The organism is Shewanella aquimarina (genome assembly GCF_023349185.1).
GTDB classification, from domain to species: Bacteria; Pseudomonadota; Gammaproteobacteria; order Enterobacterales; family Shewanellaceae; genus Shewanella; species Shewanella aquimarina.
This window is the reverse complement of the sequence record NZ_JAKIKY010000008.1, coordinates 176,650-197,291: the sequence shown is the minus strand read 5'-3', so window position 1 is coordinate 197,291 and position 20,642 is coordinate 176,650. Positions and strand designations below refer to the sequence as shown.

General features: G+C 54.7%; 22 protein-coding genes and 1 riboswitch. Of the genes, 10 read left to right on the top strand and 12 right to left on the bottom strand.

From position 1 onward, the window contains the following. Window positions 1-74 precede the first annotated feature (74 nt). Complete coding sequence (locus L2731_RS11960) at window positions 75-407, top strand: thioredoxin family protein (protein WP_249253310.1); 333 nt, start codon at window positions 75-77, stop codon at window positions 405-407. Window positions 408-412: 5 nt separating this feature from the next. Here the strand turns inward: L2731_RS11960 and L2731_RS11955 are convergent, their stop codons facing one another. The 4 genes from L2731_RS11955 to dauA form a co-directional block, all read right to left on the bottom strand. Continuing rightward, window positions 413-940: a NifB/NifX family molybdenum-iron cluster-binding protein gene (locus L2731_RS11955; protein ID WP_249253309.1), complete on the bottom strand. Its 528-nt coding sequence runs from the start codon at window positions 938-940 to the stop codon at window positions 413-415. Beyond that, window positions 937-1,233, bottom strand: a complete 297-nt coding sequence (locus tag L2731_RS11950) for a DUF134 domain-containing protein (protein WP_041510917.1) — start codon at window positions 1,231-1,233, stop codon at window positions 937-939. Before L2731_RS11950 ends, L2731_RS11955 begins: the two co-directional genes overlap by 4 nt. 244 nt (window positions 1,234-1,477) lie before the next feature. After that, window positions 1,478-2,494 (bottom strand): DUF2846 domain-containing protein, encoded by a 1,017-nt coding sequence (locus tag L2731_RS11945; RefSeq protein ID WP_249253308.1) that lies wholly within the window; start codon window positions 2,492-2,494, stop codon window positions 1,478-1,480. A 107-nt stretch (window positions 2,495-2,601) separates the two neighbouring features. Continuing rightward, window positions 2,602-4,299 (bottom strand): C4-dicarboxylic acid transporter DauA, encoded by a 1,698-nt coding sequence (gene dauA / locus L2731_RS11940; protein WP_249253307.1) that lies wholly within the window; start codon window positions 4,297-4,299, stop codon window positions 2,602-2,604. Window positions 4,300-4,798: 499 nt separating this feature from the next. Next, window positions 4,799-4,919: riboswitch (glycine riboswitch) on the top strand. 156 nt (window positions 4,920-5,075) lie between these two features. On the opposite strand from dauA, the gene L2731_RS11935 reads away from it, so the two are divergent. Beyond that, window positions 5,076-6,449 carry an alanine/glycine:cation symporter family protein gene (locus L2731_RS11935; RefSeq protein WP_249253306.1) on the top strand — a complete coding sequence of 458 codons (1,374 nt, stop codon included), beginning with the start codon at window positions 5,076-5,078 and terminating at the stop codon, window positions 6,447-6,449. A gap of 346 nt (window positions 6,450-6,795) precedes the next feature. Here the strand turns inward: L2731_RS11935 and L2731_RS11930 are convergent, their stop codons facing one another. Then, a complete protein-coding gene (locus L2731_RS11930) occupies window positions 6,796-7,422 on the bottom strand; it encodes an arginine N-succinyltransferase (protein ID WP_249253325.1) in 627 nt (208 codons plus the stop codon). Window positions 7,423-7,818: 396 nt separating this feature from the next. On the opposite strand from L2731_RS11930, the gene L2731_RS11925 reads away from it, so the two are divergent. Beyond that, window positions 7,819-8,277 carry a hypothetical protein gene (locus L2731_RS11925; protein WP_249253305.1) on the top strand — a complete coding sequence of 153 codons (459 nt, stop codon included), beginning with the start codon at window positions 7,819-7,821 and terminating at the stop codon, window positions 8,275-8,277. Window positions 8,278-8,422: 145 nt separating this feature from the next. After that, window positions 8,423-8,677: a DUF2999 family protein gene (locus L2731_RS11920; protein ID WP_239852723.1), complete on the top strand. Its 255-nt coding sequence runs from the start codon at window positions 8,423-8,425 to the stop codon at window positions 8,675-8,677. 147 nt (window positions 8,678-8,824) lie between these two features. On the opposite strand, the gene L2731_RS11915 is transcribed toward L2731_RS11920, so the two are convergent. Beyond that, the gene (locus L2731_RS11915; protein WP_249253303.1) at window positions 8,825-10,852 is read right to left on the bottom strand and encodes a S9 family peptidase; all 2,028 of its coding nucleotides are present in this window, start codon (window positions 10,850-10,852) and stop codon (window positions 8,825-8,827) included. Window positions 10,853-10,963: 111 nt separating this feature from the next. After that, window positions 10,964-11,371 (bottom strand): hypothetical protein, encoded by a 408-nt coding sequence (locus L2731_RS11910; RefSeq protein ID WP_249253302.1) that lies wholly within the window; start codon window positions 11,369-11,371, stop codon window positions 10,964-10,966. A 279-nt stretch (window positions 11,372-11,650) separates the two neighbouring features. On the opposite strand from L2731_RS11910, the gene L2731_RS11905 reads away from it, so the two are divergent. From L2731_RS11905 to L2731_RS11885, 5 genes are all read left to right on the top strand, one after another. Further along, window positions 11,651-11,995, top strand: coding sequence for an ArsR/SmtB family transcription factor (locus L2731_RS11905; RefSeq protein ID WP_249253301.1), 345 nt, complete (start codon window positions 11,651-11,653; stop codon window positions 11,993-11,995). Between the two features lie 66 nt (window positions 11,996-12,061). After that, window positions 12,062-12,310: a thioredoxin family protein gene (locus tag L2731_RS11900; protein WP_249253300.1), complete on the top strand. Its 249-nt coding sequence runs from the start codon at window positions 12,062-12,064 to the stop codon at window positions 12,308-12,310. 27 nt (window positions 12,311-12,337) lie between these two features. Next, window positions 12,338-13,339 (top strand): permease, encoded by a 1,002-nt coding sequence (locus tag L2731_RS11895; protein ID WP_249253299.1) that lies wholly within the window; start codon window positions 12,338-12,340, stop codon window positions 13,337-13,339. 107 nt (window positions 13,340-13,446) lie between these two features. Then, window positions 13,447-14,064, top strand: coding sequence for an excalibur calcium-binding domain-containing protein (locus tag L2731_RS11890; RefSeq protein ID WP_249253298.1), 618 nt, complete (start codon window positions 13,447-13,449; stop codon window positions 14,062-14,064). A 34-nt stretch (window positions 14,065-14,098) separates the two neighbouring features. Continuing rightward, complete coding sequence (locus L2731_RS11885) at window positions 14,099-15,370, top strand: hypothetical protein (RefSeq protein ID WP_249253297.1); 1,272 nt, start codon at window positions 14,099-14,101, stop codon at window positions 15,368-15,370. Window positions 15,371-15,418: 48 nt separating this feature from the next. Here L2731_RS11885 and L2731_RS11880 read toward each other — a convergent pair whose 3' ends face one another. Beyond that, entirely contained in the window at window positions 15,419-16,207 is a 789-nt protein-coding gene (locus tag L2731_RS11880; protein ID WP_249253324.1) for a hypothetical protein, read from the bottom strand. A gap of 2 nt (window positions 16,208-16,209) precedes the next feature. Next, window positions 16,210-17,376 carry a BamA/TamA family outer membrane protein gene (locus tag L2731_RS11875; protein WP_249253296.1) on the bottom strand — a complete coding sequence of 389 codons (1,167 nt, stop codon included), beginning with the start codon at window positions 17,374-17,376 and terminating at the stop codon, window positions 16,210-16,212. A gap of 416 nt (window positions 17,377-17,792) precedes the next feature. On the opposite strand from L2731_RS11875, the gene L2731_RS11870 reads away from it, so the two are divergent. Then, on the top strand, window positions 17,793-18,449 hold the full coding sequence (locus L2731_RS11870; RefSeq protein WP_249253295.1) for a Qnr family pentapeptide repeat protein: 657 nt from the start codon (window positions 17,793-17,795) through the stop codon (window positions 18,447-18,449). Between the two features lie 9 nt (window positions 18,450-18,458). Here the strand turns inward: L2731_RS11870 and L2731_RS11865 are convergent, their stop codons facing one another. The 3 genes from L2731_RS11865 to L2731_RS11855 form a co-directional block, all read right to left on the bottom strand. Further along, on the bottom strand, window positions 18,459-18,863 hold the full coding sequence (locus L2731_RS11865) for a hypothetical protein (protein ID WP_249253294.1): 405 nt from the start codon (window positions 18,861-18,863) through the stop codon (window positions 18,459-18,461). Window positions 18,864-18,959: 96 nt separating this feature from the next. Continuing rightward, window positions 18,960-20,261 (bottom strand): HipA domain-containing protein, encoded by a 1,302-nt coding sequence (locus L2731_RS11860; protein ID WP_249253292.1) that lies wholly within the window; start codon window positions 20,259-20,261, stop codon window positions 18,960-18,962. Window positions 20,262-20,263: 2 nt separating this feature from the next. Then, a complete protein-coding gene (locus tag L2731_RS11855) occupies window positions 20,264-20,500 on the bottom strand; it encodes a helix-turn-helix domain-containing protein (protein ID WP_249253290.1) in 237 nt (78 codons plus the stop codon). Window positions 20,501-20,642 lie beyond the last annotated feature (142 nt).

Below are 20,642 nucleotides of genomic sequence, written 5' to 3'. Positions count from 1 at the left end.
AATAGGCTATGATGTTGTTTTTAAATACCTCTTTAGAGGCATGCTGACATCTGGCACAGAGAAGGATAAGACAGGTGAGATCTTTACACACAGACTCTTTGGCCGCATTACACGCCGACCTGAAAACGCAGCAGGCGGTACTCTTGTTATTTGGCGCTCCCGACTGCGGCGTCTGTCATAGCATTAAACCTAGGCTGAAACAGCTACTCGAGACCGAGTATCCCAAGATGCAGCTTTGTTATATCGACTGTGCAGAGCAGGGCGAGATCGCCGCCGCCCACCGAGTCTTTACCCTACCCGTTGTTGAACTCTATTTTCACGGCCAGCCCTTCGAGCGTTTTATCAAGGTGTTTTCCATGGCCGAGGTGAGAGAGGCGATCGCTCGCCCCTATCAACTGCTAGACTGATGGGCCTAACTCAGGGGGCGAAAGCCGCTATAGGAGGCAGATACCTGTTTACCCTGGGCTGACTCAGGCTTTTGTAGCAAGCTAGATACCTCAGGCTTAGGCTTATGACCGCCGCAGCCACATCCGCCCTCGGCCGAACCACAGTTTCCCCCGCTGGCGCAACAACTGCCCTTCTTGGCGTGATTGAGCGACGCCCTTCCCTGTGAGGCATCCACCAGACGACGCTCCAGCAGCTGCGTCTGACCCAGCAGCACTTCGATACTCTCGGCGTTATCGCCCTGGCTGACGCCGATCCCTGCCGCCAGCAACTTACCCAGCATGCGCTCGCCGATATGCTGCACTATCACTATGTCTGTCTTCTGCGCCTTGATTAGACTCAGCAGCTCGCTCTTGGCACGACAGCCACCGCCACCTATGGCCGGGTTGTCGAAGCTAGTGATCAGTTGGTGATATTCATTAAAGAAGCCGATACGCTGCGCCTTGGTAAAATGCGCCGCCAGACGGCCCCTGCTCATGGGCATAGCTATTATCATGATGATTCCTTAGGATTCGATGTCGGTAATTTGATGGCCTGTCCCTGCGTAATAGCCTTTGCCACCTTGTGACGGGCACTCGCCAGCAGATTGCCGAAGGTCTGGCGCGAGATCCCCATAGACGCAGCCGCCTCCAGTTGACTGAGCCGCTGCACATCGCCGAGCGCCAAGGCCTCAAATTCATCGGCCTCAAGCTGGACTTGCTCTAGCTCCACACTGGGGATCCCGTTGGGTTTAAACAGGCTACAGGGCGGGCGACACTGCAGATGACGACATTTCTTGGGTCTTGGCATGACCATTACCTTCATCGATTACATAGCAAGACGTTCAGTCGCATCCTCCACGGCGCAATATTAAGGGCGTGGCGAGGACAAGCTGAACACGAGTTATTGGCCTAGGCCAATAACCTGATTTTGAGTCATCTCATCGATGAAAACTGAGGGTCGAGTCACACTGGGTTGCATTCGTAAACCCTTAAGAACAAAAAGGCGAACCACCTTTAACAGTGATTCGCCTCAAGCCATAACCGCCTGTAGATTACAGCGCGTGCTGCTTATTCAATACTCGCTTGCTCATCTCGCCGGCATCGATACTTTTAAACTTTGGCGTCAGGTATTCGCGTGCCATCTCGACACGCTGTGCAAACTCACTCTGATTCACAACGGCCTCATCCACCACCATCAGCTTAGCCTTGGCCTGCCACTTCTTAATGGTCTTGGCCGACTTGACGGGATCGATAGGCAAGATCTGTACGTGGGCCTGATTCCATCCCATGTCCACATCATATTCGACCACATACTCCTTGCCCGCCTCAACCTCGGCTTCCAGCACAGAGTAACGCTCGGAGAGTGAGACGAAGGTATGCTTGCCCGGCGTGACTCTCACCTGAAAATAGGTGCCCGCCTTGGTGCTACCCACATAGCCGTTTTCCGACCAGATATCGAAAGGCACTTCACCGATCAGGGTCTCCATACGGTAGAAGTTGATCACCGCCGTCTCGGCATCGGGCTTAATAGGTTCAACACCCGGCTTCATCACGGGGAAACCCAGCAAGGCGGGGTTAGCCATTAGGTTATCGTAAGCATCGTTGTTTCGCGGCGCGCCGATATTTTTGGCCTTCTTGGTCTGCATGATCATGGAGACACCAAGATCCCGTTCGACCTCCTTCATCTTACCCGTGGTGTAATCTATGGTCAGGTACACAGTCTCACCGGGACGATTATCCACACGGCTATAACCGAACCCCACCAAGCCCTGCACCAAGTGCACAGAGTTCAGCCCGGTTGCCAGCTTCAGCAAGGTATGGCTGCCGTTGGAGAGATCGGCAACCACATCTTTGTTGGCCGCCACCCAGGCACCGCGGGCACCGCCCTGAAAGTTAGCGCCGCGGATCACATAGACGAAGGTTTCCTCCTGAGTCGGTGTCGCCTCAGGCTTAAACTGACTCACCAACTCGGGGTCAACCTTATAAGAGGTGGCACAACCTGTTGTCAGCCCTAATAGGAGGACTCCTAAAATTAGTGAAAAATGTTTTTGTATCTTGTAGTTAGTCACGATTTTTGTTCCCTCAAAAAAAAGAAACTAGAAGCTACTGCTACAACTAAAGACTGTCAACAAAAATACAACAAATGTATTAGGTGACTCCAAATATCCAGATAAATTTACTCCTGTGCGGCCATGCGCCGTGCCAGGGTAAAGCTGTCATCCATGGTGCGGGCATATTCCACCTGACCGCGACGCTTGCGGATCCCCGCCCGCCGGAGCTTGAGCAGCATACGTGGTTGCAGGTTGTTGATGATGAGCCCCACCCGCTTGGTCGAGAGATCTTGGGCGATCGACTCCATGGCGACGATGGCGCTCATATCCAGCAGCGTCACCTCCGACATATCCAGAATCACTACCCGCACATCGGGGCGCACCAGGGCTATGGTCTTGAGCGCCTTGTGGGCCGATCCGAAAAACAGCGGCCCATTGATGTCATACACCACCACGCTATCAGGCACCTGGTAGGCCTGATGATTGGTCTCCACGGCTCTGGCATCGGTCAGGCTGATGCTGCGGCGAATAAACAACATGGCCGCCAAGCCCATGCCCACCGCCACCGCAATGGTCATGTCGAACAGCACGGTCAGGGCGAAACAGAGCAGCAGAATCAGCACATCGTCCCTAGGCGCCACCTTGAGGGTACGGGCAAAGTGTTTGGCCTCGCTCATGTTCCAGGCTACCACCAGCAGCAAAGCCGCCATCGAGGCCATGGGAATATAAGACAGCAGTGGCGCCAGCAGGAGGATCCCCGCCAGAATAAACAGGCCATGCACCACAGAGGCCAGCGGCATGGTTCCGCCCGCCTTGACGTTGGCTGCGGTGCGAGCGATAGCCGCTGTCGCCGGAATACCGCCAAACAGAGGCACCAGCATGTTACCTATCCCCTGGCCGATCAGCTCATCATTAGGATTATGTTTCTTGCCCGACATGCCGTCGGCCACCACGGCGCACAGCAGGGATTCCAGCGCCCCGAGTATGGCGATGGTGATGGCCGAGGGCAGCAGTTCACGTACCAGCTCGAAGCTCATGCCGATAGGCTGGCCATCGGCGCCCGGCAGGTTCCAGGGCCACTCGAAGCTCGGCATGATAGGAGGAATACCACTGCCCAACACGCCGTCCAGTTCATAGTGAAAGCGACTGCCTATGGTCGCCACCGAAAAATCACCAAGCATCTGGGTCATGATCCAGGCGAACAAGGCGCCGACTAACAGCGCCGCCAGATGCGCCGGCACCTTTGACTTGAGCCTGGGCCAGGCCAACAACACGGCTAGGGTTAAGCCGCCCACCAACGTCTCCTGCCAATTGATGCTGGTCAGCGCCTGGGCGATGTAAGAGAGTTTCTCCAGATAGTGTTCACCACCGCCGGCCACATCGAGGCCGAAGAAGTCCTTGATCTGAAAGGTGGCGATCACCACACCTATGCCTGCGGTAAAGCCGACGGTAACCGGATAGGGCACTATCTCTATCAACTTACCCAGCTTGCCCAGCCCCATCAGCAGCAGTATCACCCCGGCCATCAGGCCGCTGAGCAGCAGTCCCCCCAGGCCAAACTGCTGCACTATGGGCAGCAGAATCACCACGAAGGCCGCCGTCGGCCCCGAGATGTTGACCTTAGAGCCGCCACACAGGGCGATCACTATGCCGGCGATCATCGCCGTGTAGAGGCCGTGCTGAGGCGGTACGCCACTGGCGATCGCCAGGGCCATTGAGAGTGGCAGGGCAATCACCCCCACGGTCAATCCCGCCAATATATTGGTCTGTATCTCCTGAGTAGAAGGTTTAGCGCTGATGCTTTTCTTGAGTGCTGATAACATTTTGATCCCGATGAAATAATGCTAGCGGCCGCAACACAATAGCGGACATCTGAGTGTAACGAGTCGAGATCAAGGCTTGTCTGCGCTTGGCAAAAAATGGCAAGTCGTGAGGTGACGATACACCTGAATGTCTGTGAGCCCTAAGGCTGGACAGCTAAGCAAGGTATGCCAGTATGACCACAAGGTGGATACGAGCATTTATTCTAAACCCTGCGAGGGCACCAAGGTAAGGGGCAAAATAAAAAATTTGCTTCGCCTTTGGTCGAAGATCCCTAACGATATTCGACTTAAGGCCACAAATTGTGACTCGCCCCCTTGAGCCGACGCGGCATTTGGCGCATGCTATCCGGCCCGGGGGCTGCCGCCCCCGGATTCCGTTCGGATGAAGGTAGCAGGAGAGTGGGGAGTCAACCCCACACCGACGAGGCAAGTTTGTCGCCAGGCGTTATCGGCGAGAAACCACTCTTTCAGGTGCCATAGTATGGCGTGGACTGTTACTGGACGAGCCTCTGGAGAGACTGTGAGCCCAGGATGATCCCTGGGTATTACGGCGCCGAAGGCGAAAGTGCAGCCCCACATGGCTGCGCGAAACGCTCAGGCAAAAGGACAGAGGAGAGGATGACTGTCGCGGTTATAGCCATGGCTATATTCAGTCACTGTCGTTTGTCGCTTTTAGCTTGTTGGTGCTCGCCAATGGCTCGCAGACGTCGGTCTCCACACAGACATTTCTTTTCCTCCTCCATATTAATTTTGTTGTTTAATATTCGAGGAACATCATGAATTTTCACGCGTTACTAAGCGAGATCAACGCCATCGTCTGGGGCCCTATCACCCTCTGCTTGTTAGTCGGCACGGGCCTCTATCTCACGCTGCGTTTGCGGCTCATCCAGATCTTCAAGCTGCCACTGGCGCTCAAACTGCTGTTTAAACCCGCCAGCGGCAAGGGCGATCTCTCCTCCTTCGCCGCCCTGTGCACCGCCCTGTCGGCCACCATAGGCACCGGCAATATCGTCGGCGTGGCCACCGCCATCAAGATCGGCGGCCCAGGCGCCCTCTTCTGGATGTGGCTGGCGGCCTTCTTCGGCATGGCGACCAAATATGGCGAGTGTATGCTGGCGCTCAAGTATCGCACCACAGATGCACGCGGCAATATCGCCGGCGGCCCCATGTATTACATAGAACGCGGACTAGGTCTAGGCTGGCTGGCCAAGCTGTTTGCCCTATTCGGCGTAGGCGTGGCCTTCTTCGGCATTGGCACCTTTGCCCAGGTCAACGCCATCAGCGATGCCATGACCATCGCCTTTCATGTGCCCGCCTGGGTAACGGCGCTGGTGCTCACCCTATTGGTGGCGGCTGTCACCCTGGGCGGCGTCAAGCGGATCGCCAAGGTGGCACAAAAACTGGTGCCCAGCATGGCCCTGGGCTATCTGCTGGCCTGCTTATGGATTTTGGTGACCTTTAGCGAGCAGATCATCCCGGCGCTGCAGCTGGTGATCCACTCGGCCTTCAGCCCCATCTCCGCCGCCGGCGGCTTCCTCGGTGCCACGGTCGCCCAGGCGATTCAGATAGGTATCGCCCGCGGCGTCTTCTCTAACGAGTCGGGGCTGGGCAGCGCCCCCATAGCGGCGGCCGCCGCCAAGACCAAGGAGCCGGTCGAACAGGGACTGGTGAGCATGACGGGAACCTTCTTCGATACCCTGCTCATCTGCACCATGACCGGGCTGGTGCTGATCATCACAGGGGTCTGGAGCGGCGATGCAGCCGGCGCGGCCATGACCAGTGCCGCCTTCGCCACCGGTGGCTCTGCCCTCATAGGCCAATACCTGGTGACCATCGCCCTGGTCTGCTTCGCCTTCACCACCATACTGGGCTGGCACTACTATGGCGAGCGCTGCTGGTACTATCTCACGGGGCAGAAACTGGGCGAACACGGCATAAAGATCTATCAGTTTATCTTTCTGAGTCTCATCGCCCTGGGCGCCTTTATTCAGCTGGATCTTATCTGGCTGCTGGCCGATACCGTCAACGGCCTGATGGCTATTCCCAACCTCATCGCCCTCATCGGCCTGCGTAAGGTGATTATCAGCGATACGCTCAGCTATTTCGCCGCCAGAGAGCGCCAAGGTGAACAACAGGAGCTGACCGTCTGATCTCTCATCCGTGATCGTGCGCCGAGGGCGGCGATCACAACAAGTCGACAAAAGCTGATCGAGATCAAATACCTGAGTAATTTAATCAAGTACTCTGTGGCCACTTAATCGAGATAACAGGAGTATTTATGAGTTGTTGTGGCGGATGCGGCGGACAGGCCGAAAAACCGAAACAGGAAGAGACGAATCAAGAGAAGGCTAGCCAGCAGGAGGCCAAGACGGATCAGGCTAAGGATTAGGCACCATCTCACCCTCCCTACACCACTGCATCAAAAAGCCGGCTCTCATCACCGGCTTTTATTTTGCTAGCATCTATCTACTGAGCCTAGCCACAAGGGCCTGTTCGCTAACGCCTTAGCTTAAGGTAGAGCTCACCATCGCGGATCTGCAGATCCTCGACACCGTCGGCGAAGGTGGTCCAGAAGCCGCGATCGCCAAACTCCCCCACCAGATTGACGTTCTTCATGTTGCCCAGCCAGGCGTTGGGAATCGGCACGCCCATCAGGCTGACGCCGACAAGCGCCACCACCGGGCGACGGGCCGAATCCAGGTGGATATCCAGCCCGGCGTTCACCCGCAGGATCTCACCGGCCATGACGGGAAAATCCTGTGGGATGGGAATTAAGATCTTGGCACTGGCCAGGTTATCGGAGAAATCGATCGCCACGCGCTCGGCAAAGTCCGGATTACGACCTATCATGGCGTTGACCTCCTTCTCACTAAAGGTCACCTGCCTGTCGGTGTCGCGCTCGCGGTAGGGCTCAGGCTCAAGCTTACCCGCCCCGCCGTGGTGATCGTCTTTACGCTCCACCTGCCAGCCCAGCTGCGACAGCTTGCTGTCCAGCCGCTGCTCCTCCTTCGCATTGAGGGTCACAGGGGTAAAGGGCGAGGGAAAAATATAGGTCTTGATGATAAAGAAGCTGGCCATCGCGGTCAGCACCATGGTCAGGAGCACGATCATGAAGATCTGCATGCCACTAAAACCTCGCTGACGATGAATCGCCAATCCAGCATTAAACGTATTAGCCAAGATCACACCTTCCTTTGCCCACCCATCAACAAAGGCTGGGCGCATAGAGTCATTTCTTGCAGGCTATGGTACTTCGACCAAGGGCAGAAAGAAACCTGAGGCACAGACTAGGGTTTATTCACCACAAATCGATACCCTGGCAAGACTAAAACCGTCACCTTGCAAGCTAGGGCCGATTGCCATTTGTTGCTTTTAATTCAATTTATTAGCCTATGCTGAATTTGCCTGCCAGCGCCAAACGCGTTTAGATTAAACATAATTTAAATCCGAAAGCTAAACTGGCCTTAGAGGTTTCTGTTACATTACTTATTGTCCATTTCGAAAGAGAGGAATTATTCCGTGAATCTAGTAACCAAGATGTCACTTCCCCTGCTTGCCGTATTCGCCCTTAGCGCCTGCAATCAGGAGCAAGAGGCTCCCGCTCAACCAACCGAGCAGTCGGCAGAGCAAGCAGCGCCTAAGGCCAAGCAGCCTAGCAAGGAAGTGCTAAAAGCTGTCCCCAATGGCTTATCAAACGAGAAGAGCGAATCACTGGATAAGGCGATCACCATGACACAGGGCACGGTTAGGTATTTCAATCTCGAAGGCGGTTTCTGGGGCATAGTTGCCGACGATGGCCGCCACATACTGCCGCAAAACTTGTCCGAGGAGTATCGCAAGGACGGCCTGCGCCTGAGCTTCAAGGCCCAGGAGGTGAAGGATATGATGACCATACAGCAGTGGGGCATACTCTCGACCCTGAGCGATATCGAGGTGATCGGCAAAGTAGAAAGCAAGTCAGGCGACCCGCTCCTGTAAGCAAGGCTTCAACAGCAACTGGCTCAGCCGACATGCTCTCCAAGACAGGGCCTATGCGACCTGATGCAAGACTATGGCTTGAGCTAGTCGTAGAGGATGCTAGACTAGCGACCTGTTTTACTTTTAACCGAGACAAGGTAGTGCAATGAACCCGATTATTGCGATCTTAAAAGAACATAACGTCAGCGACGCTCAGATCCAGGAGCTGTTTCAAGCCCTGACCGAAAACCCATTGATGGCCATGGGCACCATAGGCCAGCTGGGGATCGCCCCTGAAAAGCTGCAGCAACTGATGGCGCTGGTGATGCAAAACCCGGCACTGATCAAAGAGGCAGTCACCGAGCTCGGGCTGGATTTCGCCAAGGTCGAAGCGGCCAAGGCGCAACTGCAAAAGCCCTAACATATCTGTTGCGATATGCTGCGATATAAGAAAGGCTGCCCCGTTATGCGAGGCAGCCTTTTTCTTTAGTGCTAGGCGATAGGATTCATCTATTCGCCTAATTCAACTATTCACTTAATTCAACTATTCACCTAACCAATCAGTCGCTTACTTGCCACCTGGCTCGGCGAAGCGGGTCATCCAGTCTTTCACCTGGTGATACCAGTAAATGGAGTTGTTGGGCTTCATGATCCAGTGATTCTCGTCTGGGAAGTAGATCATGCGCGACTCTACGCCACGGGTCTGCAGGGTTCTGAATAGCTCGAAGCCCTGACCGACCGGCACGCGATAATCCAGCTGACCGTGGATCACCAGGGTCGGCGTGTTGAAGTTTGCCGCGCCATAGTGAGGCGAAATAGACTGGTAGATCTCTGGGTTATCCCAGTAGTTGCCAAAGCGGGGGCTGTGCACCGAGAAGTCCGCCGCCATCTGCGAGTACATGTTGTACACGGCGGCGTGGATCAGCAGGGCATTGAAGGGGTGCTTCTGCCCCAGGATGATAGAGGTCAGGTAACCACCATAGCTGGCACCACCGGCCACCATGCGCTTGTCATCGATCCAGGATTGCTGCTTAAACCAGTCCGCCGCCTTGAGGACATCTTCCAGCGACTTGTTCTTCCAGTCAGGGTTGATGCTGTCGGCAAACGCCTGACCGAAGCTGTTGGAGCCGTGGAAGTTAGGCCAGGCAGTCACATAGCCCCAAGAGGCAAAGGTCTGGGCGTTCCAGCGATAATGGAAACCGTCCGAGATGGCGTTATGCGGCCCGCCATGCACCAGCATCATCAGCGGGTATTTCTTGCTGCGATCAAACCCTGGTGGGTAATGCACCCACATCTGAATCTCTTGGTCCTTATAACCCTTGTAGGTCACCGACTCATAGGTGCCGAGATCCACATCGGCAAGGATCTCATCGTTAAAGCTATCCAGGCGAGTGGTCTTGCCATTTTTACCATTAACCTTCACCAGGCGCGCCGGATAGAGGAAGCTGTCGTTGGCCGCCACCAGGGTGCCATCTTGAGCAGTAGCGGGCTGACCGAAGTTGGTCGCCTTAGTGATCGCCCTTACCTTGCCGCTTTTGCCATCGATATGGTACAGGCGTCGGGTGGCCGCATCGTCGATGGCGGCATAGAAGCCCTTGCTGTCCGGGGTCCACACGAAGCGGGCCACAGAGCGGTCCCAGTTCTTGGCGAGCATCTTAGTGCTGCGCTTTTTCAGATCGAACAGCATCAGCTTGGCGGTATCGGCGTAAAAGCCCTGAATATGCTGGCGGGTGAAGGCCAGCGTCTTGCCGTTGGGGCTGAACGCTGGGTTGCTGTCTGGCGCCAGATTGTCTGGGGTGATGTTCTCGGCCTTGCCGCTACCGATGGCCGCGAGGAAGAGATCTAGCTTAGGATTCACCAGGTTGTCGCTGCCGTTGGCGTTAAAGGCGATCCAGGCTTCATCCGGGCTGATATCATAGCTACCCGCACCTTGGGACGAGCGCGGCAGTTCTATGTTCAGCGGCTGAGTGATCGCTTCTACCTCGCCGCCCTTAGCGGCAATACGGAATACATGGGCCTGACGGCCTTCATCGATCCAGTGATCGAAGCTCGAATAAGGCAGGGCGTTCCACTGGTGGGCCGATACCTTGTTGTCCTTGTCGGCCTTGAGCTGCTCGCCTATCTCTTTCCAGTTTTTGCCGGGATAGACAGAACTGATGAAATAGAGGTGCTCGCCCACCCACTTGAGGCCATAGACGCCACTAGGCACCTCGGTCAAACGCTGCGCCTCGCCCGGGCCATCCATAGGCAGCAGATAGATCTGACCCGCCTCATCCTTATCGCGCTTGCTGATAAAAGCCAGGGTCTTGCTGTCTGGCGAGAATACCGGCTCGCTCACCCGCAACCCCTTGGCGGTCAGCGCCCGCTGCTGCTTGCCATCCTTGCCGAACAGCCACAGCTGGGTGTTGCCCTTGTCTTCGGGCACATCGTATTCGGTCACTGGGGCGATAATGTAATCGCCATTGGGGGAAATGCTGGGATTACCTATTCGGCTGAGCTGCCACAGCACCTCCACCGACAGAGGCTTGCCCGTCTGGGCAAAAACCGTCGTTACCGGCATCAAGATGCACAGCAAGAGTATTGCTATCTTCTTCACGCGTCCTCTCCTTCAACTTGTTGTTATTGTGATTTGGCCAACATGATCGGCCCTAAGACTTAAACCAAACTTAATCCTTTAAACTCAGCCAGAATTCAGTAGCGGCTGGCGCTAGAAACGAAACGAGAAATCCACGCCCACATAACTGCCACCGTGCTCGGGCTTGACCACAGGGCTAAGCAGATAACCGTCGGTGACATAGGCGCCGATGGCGGCGCCCAGGGTATGAGACGCCGCGTCGAGCAAGGCTTCGCTGGCGGTATTGGTGCCCTTGTCATACTCATGATATTGCACCAGGATGCCGAGGGCGGCGCTCACGGAGAATCCCACCCAGGCTCTGTCATACTGAGGCGTCCAGGCATCGGATGCCCACACCAGTGCCCCGGCCATCACGGCGCCGCCGGCGGCATGGCTCGCCTCACTGTTAAAGCCATTGCTGGCGGAAACCTGGGCGCTAAACAGCCCCAATCCCAGTAGCAGGGCCAGCGGTAATCTAGGGGATATTTTCGGTGTATTCATCTTGGATCCTTTCGATGAGCGATTTACTCACTCTAGCACCAAGCCACCTAAGTACAAATTTTCACCCCCCTCTAAATACAGCTTGCCATGTGGACTCGCCAGAGTTGCATAAACTGCATAGGCGAATCCCATTCATTGCAAATCAGCCCAGTCTCACAAAGCATCCGCTAGATGACACTTGCATCACAAAGCCGAGCTAAACCCTTGATAAAAGGTTACTCGTCGGCAAAACATTTGGCTATTATGCCAAATGAAGCCAACACTTTTTTAAGGCGCACCATGAAACCTGTCATGACCCAGGCCCAGACTCATACCCAGAGCCAGGAGCGACTCAACAGCCGCGCCGCCCTGCTCAAGGCACTGGCCCACCCGACCCGCCTCTGGCTGGTTGAGCAACTGGAACAGCAAGAGCGCTGTGTCTGCGAGCTCACCGACGGCGTGGATGCCGACATCTCTACCGTCTCCAAACACCTGTCACTGCTTAGGCAAGCCGGTATAGTCGCCAGCCGCCGCGAGGGCAAGCAGATCTACTATCGCCTGGAAACGCCTTGCCTGCTGGGCATGCTGACCTGTATTGAGACCGCACTCGAGGCGCAAACAAGCAAAAGCTGCTGCGGCAGATAATCACCCACCAGCAATGAGCAAGGCCCGTAGCAAAATAAATTCAATCCGTTAGATAAGGAACGACAGATGAAGATAGAAGTACTCGGCAGTGGCTGTAAACGCTGCACCAATCTCGCCAATGATATCGCCAGGATCGCAGACGAGCTGAACCTGGAGATAGAACTGAGTAAGGTTACCGATATCGCCCAGATCGCCGCCTATGGCGTCATGTCGACCCCGGCCATAGTGATCGACGGCGAGGTGCTGGCGGCCGGGCGCCTGCCCAGCGACGAAGAACTCACCCAACTGCTAACCAAGATCCACAAGGTGCAATAACGCCTCAGGCATCCCTAGGGAGGGCCCATGCTAGCCTGGTTTACCCAACTCGCCGACCTGCTGGTCGTTGATCTCATCGGCCTCTCCGAGCAGAGCGCCTGGGGTCAGGCGCTGCACTTCTTTATCGAAGACACCAGCAAGATCTTCGCCCTGCTCCTGATAATGATCTACCTGATCGGCTGGCTGCGGGCGGCGCTCAACGTCGAGCGGGTGCGTGACTATCTGGCGGGTAAGCCTAAGCTGCTGGGTTATAGCCTGGGCGCGGGCTTTGGTGCCATTACCCCCTTCTGCTCCTGCTCCAGCATCCCAGTGTTTCTCGGCTTTACCACGGCGGGGATTCCCGTGGGGATCACCATGGCGTTCCTGCTGACCTCGCCGCTGATCAACGAGGTCGCCATCCTGCTGCTGTTTAGCCTGCTGGGGGCCAAGATCACCCTGCTCTACGCCCTCACCGGCATCACCATAGGCATGCTCGGTGGCGCCCTGCTGGATCTGCTACATGCCGAGCGTTGGCTACAACCACTGGCCGCCAACGCCTACCAACGAGGCATCTCTCAGGCGCAAACCGCCGCGGCTCACTCCTCGCCCATGAGTCCGCCAAGCATGAGCTGGCGCCAGCGTCACCAGTTTGCCAAAGAGGAGACACTCACCATCTTCGGCCGAGTGTGGAAATGGGTCATCATAGGGGTTGGCCTGGGCGCGGCCCTGCACGGCTTTGTGCCCGCCGGCTTCCTGGAGGCTAATCTGGGCGACGGCCAGTGGTGGTCTGTCCCCGTCGCCGTGTTGATGGGCATCCCCCTGTACGCCAACGCTACCGGCGTTATCCCCGTACTGGAAAGCCTGTTGATGCAGGGCGTCCCCCTGGGCACTACCCTGGCCTTTTGCATGAGCACAGTCGCCGCCAGCTTTCCCGAGTTCGTCATGCTCAAACAGGTGATGCGCTGGCGCTTACTCGCCATGCTGTTTGGCCTGCTGCTAGTCGCCTTCACCCTGATGGGCTGGATACTGAATCTGGTCACCATTAGCTGATGACAAAGCGGGAGCATTCGCGATAGCATAGATAAAAAGCTGAGTGAAAATCATTGCTTAGCGACTGCATCGATAGCAAAACAATTCAAAAAAGGACAACCTTCGCCATGGAAAGAGGCACACTGGTTCGCTGGAATGACGATAGAGGCTTTGGCTTTATCAAGCCAAATACGCCCAATGCCCAAGATGTGTTTATCCATATCTCCGCCCTGAAACAGATGGCCAGAAAGCCTGTGGTAGGCGACGAAATTGTCTATCAAAGCCAGCAACAGAGCGATGGCAAGATAAAGGCGATTAAAGCCAGCATCGAGGGGGTCGCCGTGGTTTCAGGCGTAACTTCTGGCCTCGCGAATAAACCGACTCGCTCCCAATATAAAGACCATACGCCCACGTCCCACTATTCCCGTCGTCGCTCCGGCTCTCGCCTGCAGCGGATGATCTTCATTATCATACTCGTGAGTATCGGCAGCTTCGCCATTAAACAGTATCAGGCACTCAATGCCACTCCGGTGATCACCTACGATGAACTCCCTACAGTCGAGACCCAAGAGTGGCAACCGGCAACGCCTAAGTTTCGCTGTGAGGCAGGTAAGACACATTGCAGTCATATGCGCTCCTGCGAGGAGGCCATCTTCTATATCAATAATTGCCCAGATACTAAGATGGACGGCAACCATGACGGTGTCCCCTGTGAAAAACAGTGGTGCGGCTGGGATAAAACATAAAACACATTTAAATCAACAACTACAAGGAAGCTTCATGAAACAAGGATTGATATTTCTCGGTCTGGCCCTGGGTGGCCTGGCCCTCAACGTCAACGCTCAGCAGTGCGATCTCACCATCACAGGCACTGTACCCGAAGGGATTAGCCTGGATAAGCTGGTCGTCTCCACCTACAACAAGGAGCTGCCGGTCACCAGCCGGGACTATTCCCTGTGTGCCAGCAAGCAAGATCTTGAGGTCGTCGGCCGCCATAGCCCCAACAATACCATCTACCTGATGGACAAGAGTGGCGCCATCCCCAGAGGCATATATACCGCCGAGGTATTTGTGCAGAGCAAGGCGATCACCTTAGGCCCCGCCTCCAGCCTGACCAAGCAAGCCTGTAACCTGCGCTGCGGCTACTATGCCAACCAAAGGGTGCTGCACTCAGACAAATTGCAGCAACTGGCAAGCCAGTATCAACAACTGGCGGCCAGCGATCGCAAGGCGATTGGTTCCTTCGTTAGCCAGCATAAGGCCGAGATAGCCCAGCTCTACTATGGTGACATAAAGCCCAAACCTATGGCACCAGTCGATACCAGCGATCTCTGGGTCGATCCCTACAGCGGTGCCGGGCTCTACTTCGACTCGCCCAACACCATACTCAACAGCACCTTTAGTGACACTGTGGGCACCGAGGCCAGGGAGGCGCGCAAACAGGATAAGGCAGTCGCCGAGGTGATGAAGCAACATATGGCCTCGCTACAAGGGCTTATGAAGGGCTTCAACAGCTGGCAAGAACGTGTAGAGGCGGTCGACAGGGTCAGCGGCGAGCTCAAGGCCAGCCAAGATCCGGCGGCGATAAAGGTAGCCCAGTTGCTAGAAGACGCGATAAAAACAGCCGAGGAGACACTTAACAACTACCTTAGCAACGACAACAAGACGCCCGTCGCTTCATTGACCCAGGCCGATAAGACGTTCGACCTCTTGTTGGCCGACTGGACTGTTGCCGCCTATACCCACAGCAAGGACAAGCAAGCCTTCTCGGCGCTGTTCAGCGAGCAGTTTAAGCAGCAACTGCCGATAAAAGATCGCGAATTAGACAAGGCGCTGAGCCGCCTTATCGACCTGCCACAACATCTGGGTAAGATGTCACTAAACGATGGCTATCAACACATTCAGATAGAGTTTAACCATGCCCTGCAGGCCTCGAATAAACGCTATGAGTTTAAGGATGACCTGCACAGCGTCAGCTTCGTCTACGAAAAAGGCGCCTGGCGACTCGATAGCGTCAGCCAGCTGCCCATTAGCCACTATAACCAGGGCTAAATAAGGCCACGCTTAAAGCCTTACCCAAATGATAGTTGCGGCTCGGCCCTATGAGGCTGAGTCGCAATTCGAGCTGTAGTGATTAAGCTCGATAAGCCCCTGTAGCAGGATGCCGTGATAGCGCGCCTTAATGAGCTGATAATCCAGCTCGGGGGCGAAGTAGTAGGTCACCTCTTCGGCGCCTGTCTGCTCCACCGGCACTAAGGTCAGCTTACCCCAGGGGGTCTGCTGTAAAGGCTGAGGGGATTTTACGTAGAATTGATAAGACTCCATGGCATCTGAGGCCTGGCGAACCAGGGCAAACTGGTGTCGCCCCTTTAACAGCAAGCGGCGCATCTCGATCGCCAGGGTATCCACATCCCGCAGCGCCTTCTCCGGTGAGCGATAGTCGGTCACCTCACCATCCAAGTCTACCCGTGAGGCGCGGCCATTATCGCTAAACTCTACCCGCATGTCGCGGGCACGAAAGCCGCTCACCTGCTGATGAAACGCCTGGGTGATCCACTCCTCTGTGGCCTCTGACCAGGTTAACTCGGCTCTCTGCCTGTAGCGGGTGCCTATGCCTAAGATGCTGGCCTCACTGTCTGAGGTCACCACGGCGCTTTTGCCCTGCCACTGCTCGGTGCGGCTCATGGTGCCCGTGTGTATGCCGCTAAGATAGATATCGTACTCGGCACGGCGCGTGCACTGGGCCTTTTTATCTTGTGCATCATGGAGCTGAGTCTCGCCCGCCTGCACAGGCTGGCTCGTCACCAGGGCGGAGATAACAACCGAGGCGACCAGCACAAACTTGGCGTTAACACACAAGCGAACAGGCAGAGCGAGCGGCAACAGCATCACTAGAAGACTTCGTTGACGTTGAGGTAGAAGTTGGTCTCGTTCTCGCCGACACCAATATCCAGACGCAGGTTGATCTTATCTTTGAGCTTGAAGCGGAAGCCTGTGCCGTAGGTGGTCAACAGCTCGTCATTGAGCTCGCTCACCTTGTCGGCCACGCTGCCCACACCGCCCCAGAACACCATGCCATAGCGCTGGAAGATAGGCAGACGATATTCTACCTGGCCCATCATCATCTGCTTGTCACGGTAACGTCCCTTGATGTAGCCGCGCATGGCGCTGGAACCGCCGAGATCCGGCAGCATGTTCCAGGGCACGTCACCGCTGGTGAAGTGGCCCTGCACCTGCCAGGCGATAAGCCCTGGCATGCCGCTCAGTAAAGAGGTGGTGCTGAGATCGATATAGTTAGCCAACTGGAGATCGTACTTGGCGAAGCTGTCGTACTCGCTGTTTTGATACAGACCCGCGTCCAGCTGCAACAACCAACCCTGGGTGGCGTTGAGGCGATAGTCTCGCGAGTCATATATGCTGGTCACCACCAGACCCGAACTCAGGTTATCGGGCAGGATGCCATCGGATGGCAGGGGCAGGTCGCCCTCCACCCGAGTGAATTTGTCGGCACTGACGTAGGTAAAATCGGCGCCCACGCCGACAAAATAGTTGTCGGCCAACTGGGTCATCCAGCGCGGCGTAAAGCTGTAGAGCTGCTCGTCGAACTCATGATGATTACTGTCGATATTGCCATCTGCTATGCCGCGTCCGTAATAGACAGACGCCTCGTTGTGCAGCTCCAGGCCCAGCAGCAGACGCTGCTTGCCGCCGTTGAAGAAGGTCATGTTCTCCACTTCGACGCCATAGGAGTTGTTCATCGACACGAAGGAGTTGAGCACCAGTGAAGAAGGCTGCTCCTCGGGCGCCGCGCCGTCTGTCTTATACAGGCCCACCATCAGCAGGCCCACGCCGAATTTCTTCTCCGGCGTGTAATAGGCGGTCGGCAGATAGCTCATGTCTATGGTCTTGCTGTCGTCAAACTCACCATCGGCGCCGAAGACGTCCAGGATCTCATCCACCCAGGTCGGCGGCATATCTTTCGGGGTTTCAATCAGGGGATCGACGGCAAACGCTAGGTTAGAACAGGCCAGCAGGGACAAACATAAAATCCGTTTCATAGACACTCGAATCAGTAATGGAAAAAGAGAAATAAGCTCGGCACTCGCGAGGTGACCCCAAGTTAGGCCACGGCCGCACCGAAGCCGAGCGGCATTTTACCACCCCAGCGCCGTTCAACAACGACTTTTTCGATTAACAAATGTTCAAAAATGTCGCCAATGGCTCAACTAAAGTGCCGCGAAGATACGGTTCACCGTCTGAATTGAGTCGAATTTAATCAAACGCGCTACGGCTAAAAACTTTTTTCACCACCCGTTCATACCGATTCGATGTCGAACGTGGCTTACAGTGCCATTTTTCCCCCTTAAAATCGCGATTTAAGCACATTTTAAAACGCTGATTTTAAAGGGTTTAACTTTGGTGAAAATTGAGCATCTGAGTGCTAAGGTGCAGGCGGTTTATTTGAGGAGTAAGTATGGATCTTATCGACAAAGTTTTTACACAGCAGGACTTTTCGCACCAAGACTTGAGCAACTGCCGTTTTCGACGTTGCCACTTCTACCAGTGCGATTTTCGCCACGCCAACCTGCGAGATACCAACTTCGAAGAGTGTCATTTCATCGAACCCGGCGCCATAGAAGGCTGTCACTTTAACTTCGCCGACCTGCGTGATGCGAGCTTTAAGGCTTGCCGACTCTCTCTGGCCAATTTTGCCGGTGCCAACTGTTTTGGCATCGAATTCAGAGAGTGCGATCTTAAGGGCGCCAACTTTTCCCGCAGCCGATTTTACAACCAGATCAGTCATACTGTGTACTTCTGCTCCGCCTACATCACGGGCTGCAACCTCGCCTACGCCAACTTGAACGACCAATGCCTGGAAAAGTGCGAACTATTTGAAAACAACTGGCGCAGCGCCAATCTTAACGGGGCCTCGTTGATGGGCTCGGATCTTAGTCGCGGCAGCTTCTCTCAAGATTGCTGGCAGAACTTGAACATACGCGGGTGTGACCTCACCCATGCCGAGCTTGAGGGGCTCGACATCAGAAGTGTCGACTTGGAAGGCGTGAAGATCTGTGCCTGGCAGACGGAGCAATTACTAGAACCAATAGGGATAGTCGTGATGCCTGGCTAATCGCTAGAATTAGCGTACCCAGCGCATTAGCTGATTGGCGTCTAGCCCGCCGAGCTGGCGCTTAATCAGCTTGCCCGAGCCGTCGAACAGCAGGAGTTCGGCGGTGCCCGCCCGGTATTTGGCGATCAGCTTATCCCCCTCTGGGGTGCCAACTCTGGCCAGTAAGAACACCAGGTTATCGCCAAGATGACCACGCGCCTCGTTCATCTGCTCTGTCTGGGTGTTGCTCACCGCCAGGTTAGGGTCGTAGACAAACACCAGCGCAGGCGTGCCCTTGCCTATCTCCTCATGGGTCGCCTTAAAGCCCTTGGGCATCATCATGATTAGCAGCGCGATCAGCCCCACCACGGCCAAGCTCACCCCAATCGCCATCCAAGGCCCACGCTTAGTCCCGTTTAAATGCCGCTCTCCCATGATGCTCGCTCCCTTGATAACCATTCCAGATACAAAACAGTCACCATGCTACCTAGGCAAGCTGAGGCAAATCTTAAAAATGGATAATTGTTCAGGTTAAAGCGCAATAGCCTTGATGTCAGGAGCGATCGCCGAATAACGTTCGCATCTGGCCAGTAGTTGTGCCTTATATGCCTCCACAAAAGCCTGCTCATCTTCGTCCAAGTCTTTGAGCATGGCGATGACACCATCAATTTCGAGCCTTATCTTAACTACCATCTTATCCAGGCTATTTACGATTAAAGCTCTTGGTAATCCCACCTCTTCGCTAAAAGCGGCAAGCTGATAGGCATAAATCTTATTGGGATCGAATTCATCATCTATCGCCATTGCCAACTCTTGTTCAAAATCCTCATACAAGGCCACGCAAACTAAGTCATACCAAGGTGTAGGTGACATCCCCTTAGGCGTCATAAAAAACGAGTAGTTTTTCCCATGGGCATCGGCATTGCCACTCAATAAATTGAACAGCGTCCACCGCAACATATCCTGCTTGGCTGCTGCAGGATTAATACATTGATTAGCTAGGCCAAACAACCTTGGCAGGCTGACACCTTCACGAATATCCCTGACATCCCGTCCACTACCGAAGTTACGTTCATATTTCTTGTTGACGCTAAAACCAAGGGCTTGGCAACTATCGATAATGTGTCGCCTCTGCACCCTGTTTTCATCGGCAAGGTAGCGACGATCGAAACGTTCGACACACAAGGATTTATACTGACCAAAACAACGAATCTCGACATTCGCGACATTCAAGGCCAGCGCCTTAGCCAAGCGCATAGTAAGGAACTCGTTGATGACCAGATGCGGATGCTGTTCAAACTTCAGGATATGTGTCGATGACAGTGCTCCTTCACCGAAGCCAAACTCCTCACCATTAAAGAAGAGATTTAACTTTGACTGTACCCCAGCCACCGACAGCCTGGGTCTACCATCCCAAATCTCCATCGGCCAGAACTCAGGATCTTCCAGTCGCTGAACGATCTCATCGTCACTGATAGTCCGGAATGTTGTCGGTGGAAATGCAGAACCTTTAGAAGAAAAGGCGATGGCACCCGCAGTGTCTAGGCCAATGGCCCGAATAAGCGCAAAGGTATTGCCCTTTGCAACACCAAGCGATTCAACAAGATAATCGAGCCCCTTATTCTCAGGCAGTAAATTAACCAGAAACATGGCAATTTGCGTACTGCTACCCGAGCCATCCAAAGGGATCGTAGGTGATAACGGAAAACCGCTTTGCTGCCAGGCTTGAGTGTAGCTGACCGCAAAACGCTCATCGCTTGGATTAAATGACAACTCACCGATAAGCTGGTCACCAAGTAGCATATCTAACACAAGGATTGGTGATTCGGCCATAGCTAGTACCACTCACTTGAGCCGGCATCCGACTTTGATTCAACAGAGAGCCGAATCCCCAGACCATCGAGTATCTTGAATACGGTAGAGATGTAGACATCTTCCCCCTTCTCGACACGAATCAAGGTTTTCTTAGTGACACCGCACAACATTGCCGCCACCTCTTGAGTCAGCGCCGCTTCCTTCCTGCGGGTTTTAATCAGTAATCCCAACGAATCTTGGTTTAACGAGGAGCTCATAAGATCACCATAAAGTGTACTTTGCTACACTTTAGCCACGATAAAGGGATGATTCAACATAAAAGTGTAGCAACATACACTTTTTAAGTATTAACAAGACCAACGAAACAGAAAGTGTGACATCATACACCTTCTATCTATT

Excerpts from the sequence above, each read along its gene's own strand:
- L2731_RS11855 (WP_249253290.1), bottom strand. The coding sequence starts at position 20,500 with ATGAGCTCCTCGTTAAACCAAGATTCGTTGGGATTACTGATTAAAACC.
- L2731_RS11860 (WP_249253292.1), bottom strand. The coding sequence starts at position 20,261 with ATGGCCGAATCACCAATCCTTGTGTTAGATATGCTACTTGGTGACCAG.
- L2731_RS11935 (WP_249253306.1), top strand. The coding sequence starts at position 5,076 with ATGAATTTTCACGCGTTACTAAGCGAGATCAACGCCATCGTCTGGGGC.
- L2731_RS11955 (WP_249253309.1), bottom strand. The coding sequence starts at position 940 with ATGATAATAGCTATGCCCATGAGCAGGGGCCGTCTGGCGGCGCATTTT.
- L2731_RS11875 (WP_249253296.1), bottom strand. The coding sequence starts at position 17,376 with ATGAAACGGATTTTATGTTTGTCCCTGCTGGCCTGTTCTAACCTAGCG.
- L2731_RS11885 (WP_249253297.1), top strand. The coding sequence starts at position 14,099 with ATGAAACAAGGATTGATATTTCTCGGTCTGGCCCTGGGTGGCCTGGCC.
- dauA (WP_249253307.1), bottom strand. The coding sequence starts at position 4,299 with ATGTTATCAGCACTCAAGAAAAGCATCAGCGCTAAACCTTCTACTCAG.
- L2731_RS11930 (WP_249253325.1), bottom strand. The coding sequence starts at position 7,422 with ATGCAGATCTTCATGATCGTGCTCCTGACCATGGTGCTGACCGCGATG.
- L2731_RS11870 (WP_249253295.1), top strand. The coding sequence starts at position 17,793 with ATGGATCTTATCGACAAAGTTTTTACACAGCAGGACTTTTCGCACCAA.
- L2731_RS11895 (WP_249253299.1), top strand. The coding sequence starts at position 12,338 with ATGCTAGCCTGGTTTACCCAACTCGCCGACCTGCTGGTCGTTGATCTC.
- L2731_RS11890 (WP_249253298.1), top strand. The coding sequence starts at position 13,447 with ATGGAAAGAGGCACACTGGTTCGCTGGAATGACGATAGAGGCTTTGGC.
- L2731_RS11865 (WP_249253294.1), bottom strand. The coding sequence starts at position 18,863 with ATGGGAGAGCGGCATTTAAACGGGACTAAGCGTGGGCCTTGGATGGCG.
- L2731_RS11900 (WP_249253300.1), top strand. The coding sequence starts at position 12,062 with ATGAAGATAGAAGTACTCGGCAGTGGCTGTAAACGCTGCACCAATCTC.
- L2731_RS11920 (WP_239852723.1), top strand. The coding sequence starts at position 8,423 with ATGAACCCGATTATTGCGATCTTAAAAGAACATAACGTCAGCGACGCT.
- L2731_RS11905 (WP_249253301.1), top strand. The coding sequence starts at position 11,651 with ATGAAACCTGTCATGACCCAGGCCCAGACTCATACCCAGAGCCAGGAG.
- L2731_RS11950 (WP_041510917.1), bottom strand. The coding sequence starts at position 1,233 with ATGCCAAGACCCAAGAAATGTCGTCATCTGCAGTGTCGCCCGCCCTGT.
- L2731_RS11910 (WP_249253302.1), bottom strand. The coding sequence starts at position 11,371 with ATGAATACACCGAAAATATCCCCTAGATTACCGCTGGCCCTGCTACTG.
- L2731_RS11880 (WP_249253324.1), bottom strand. The coding sequence starts at position 16,207 with ATGCTGTTGCCGCTCGCTCTGCCTGTTCGCTTGTGTGTTAACGCCAAG.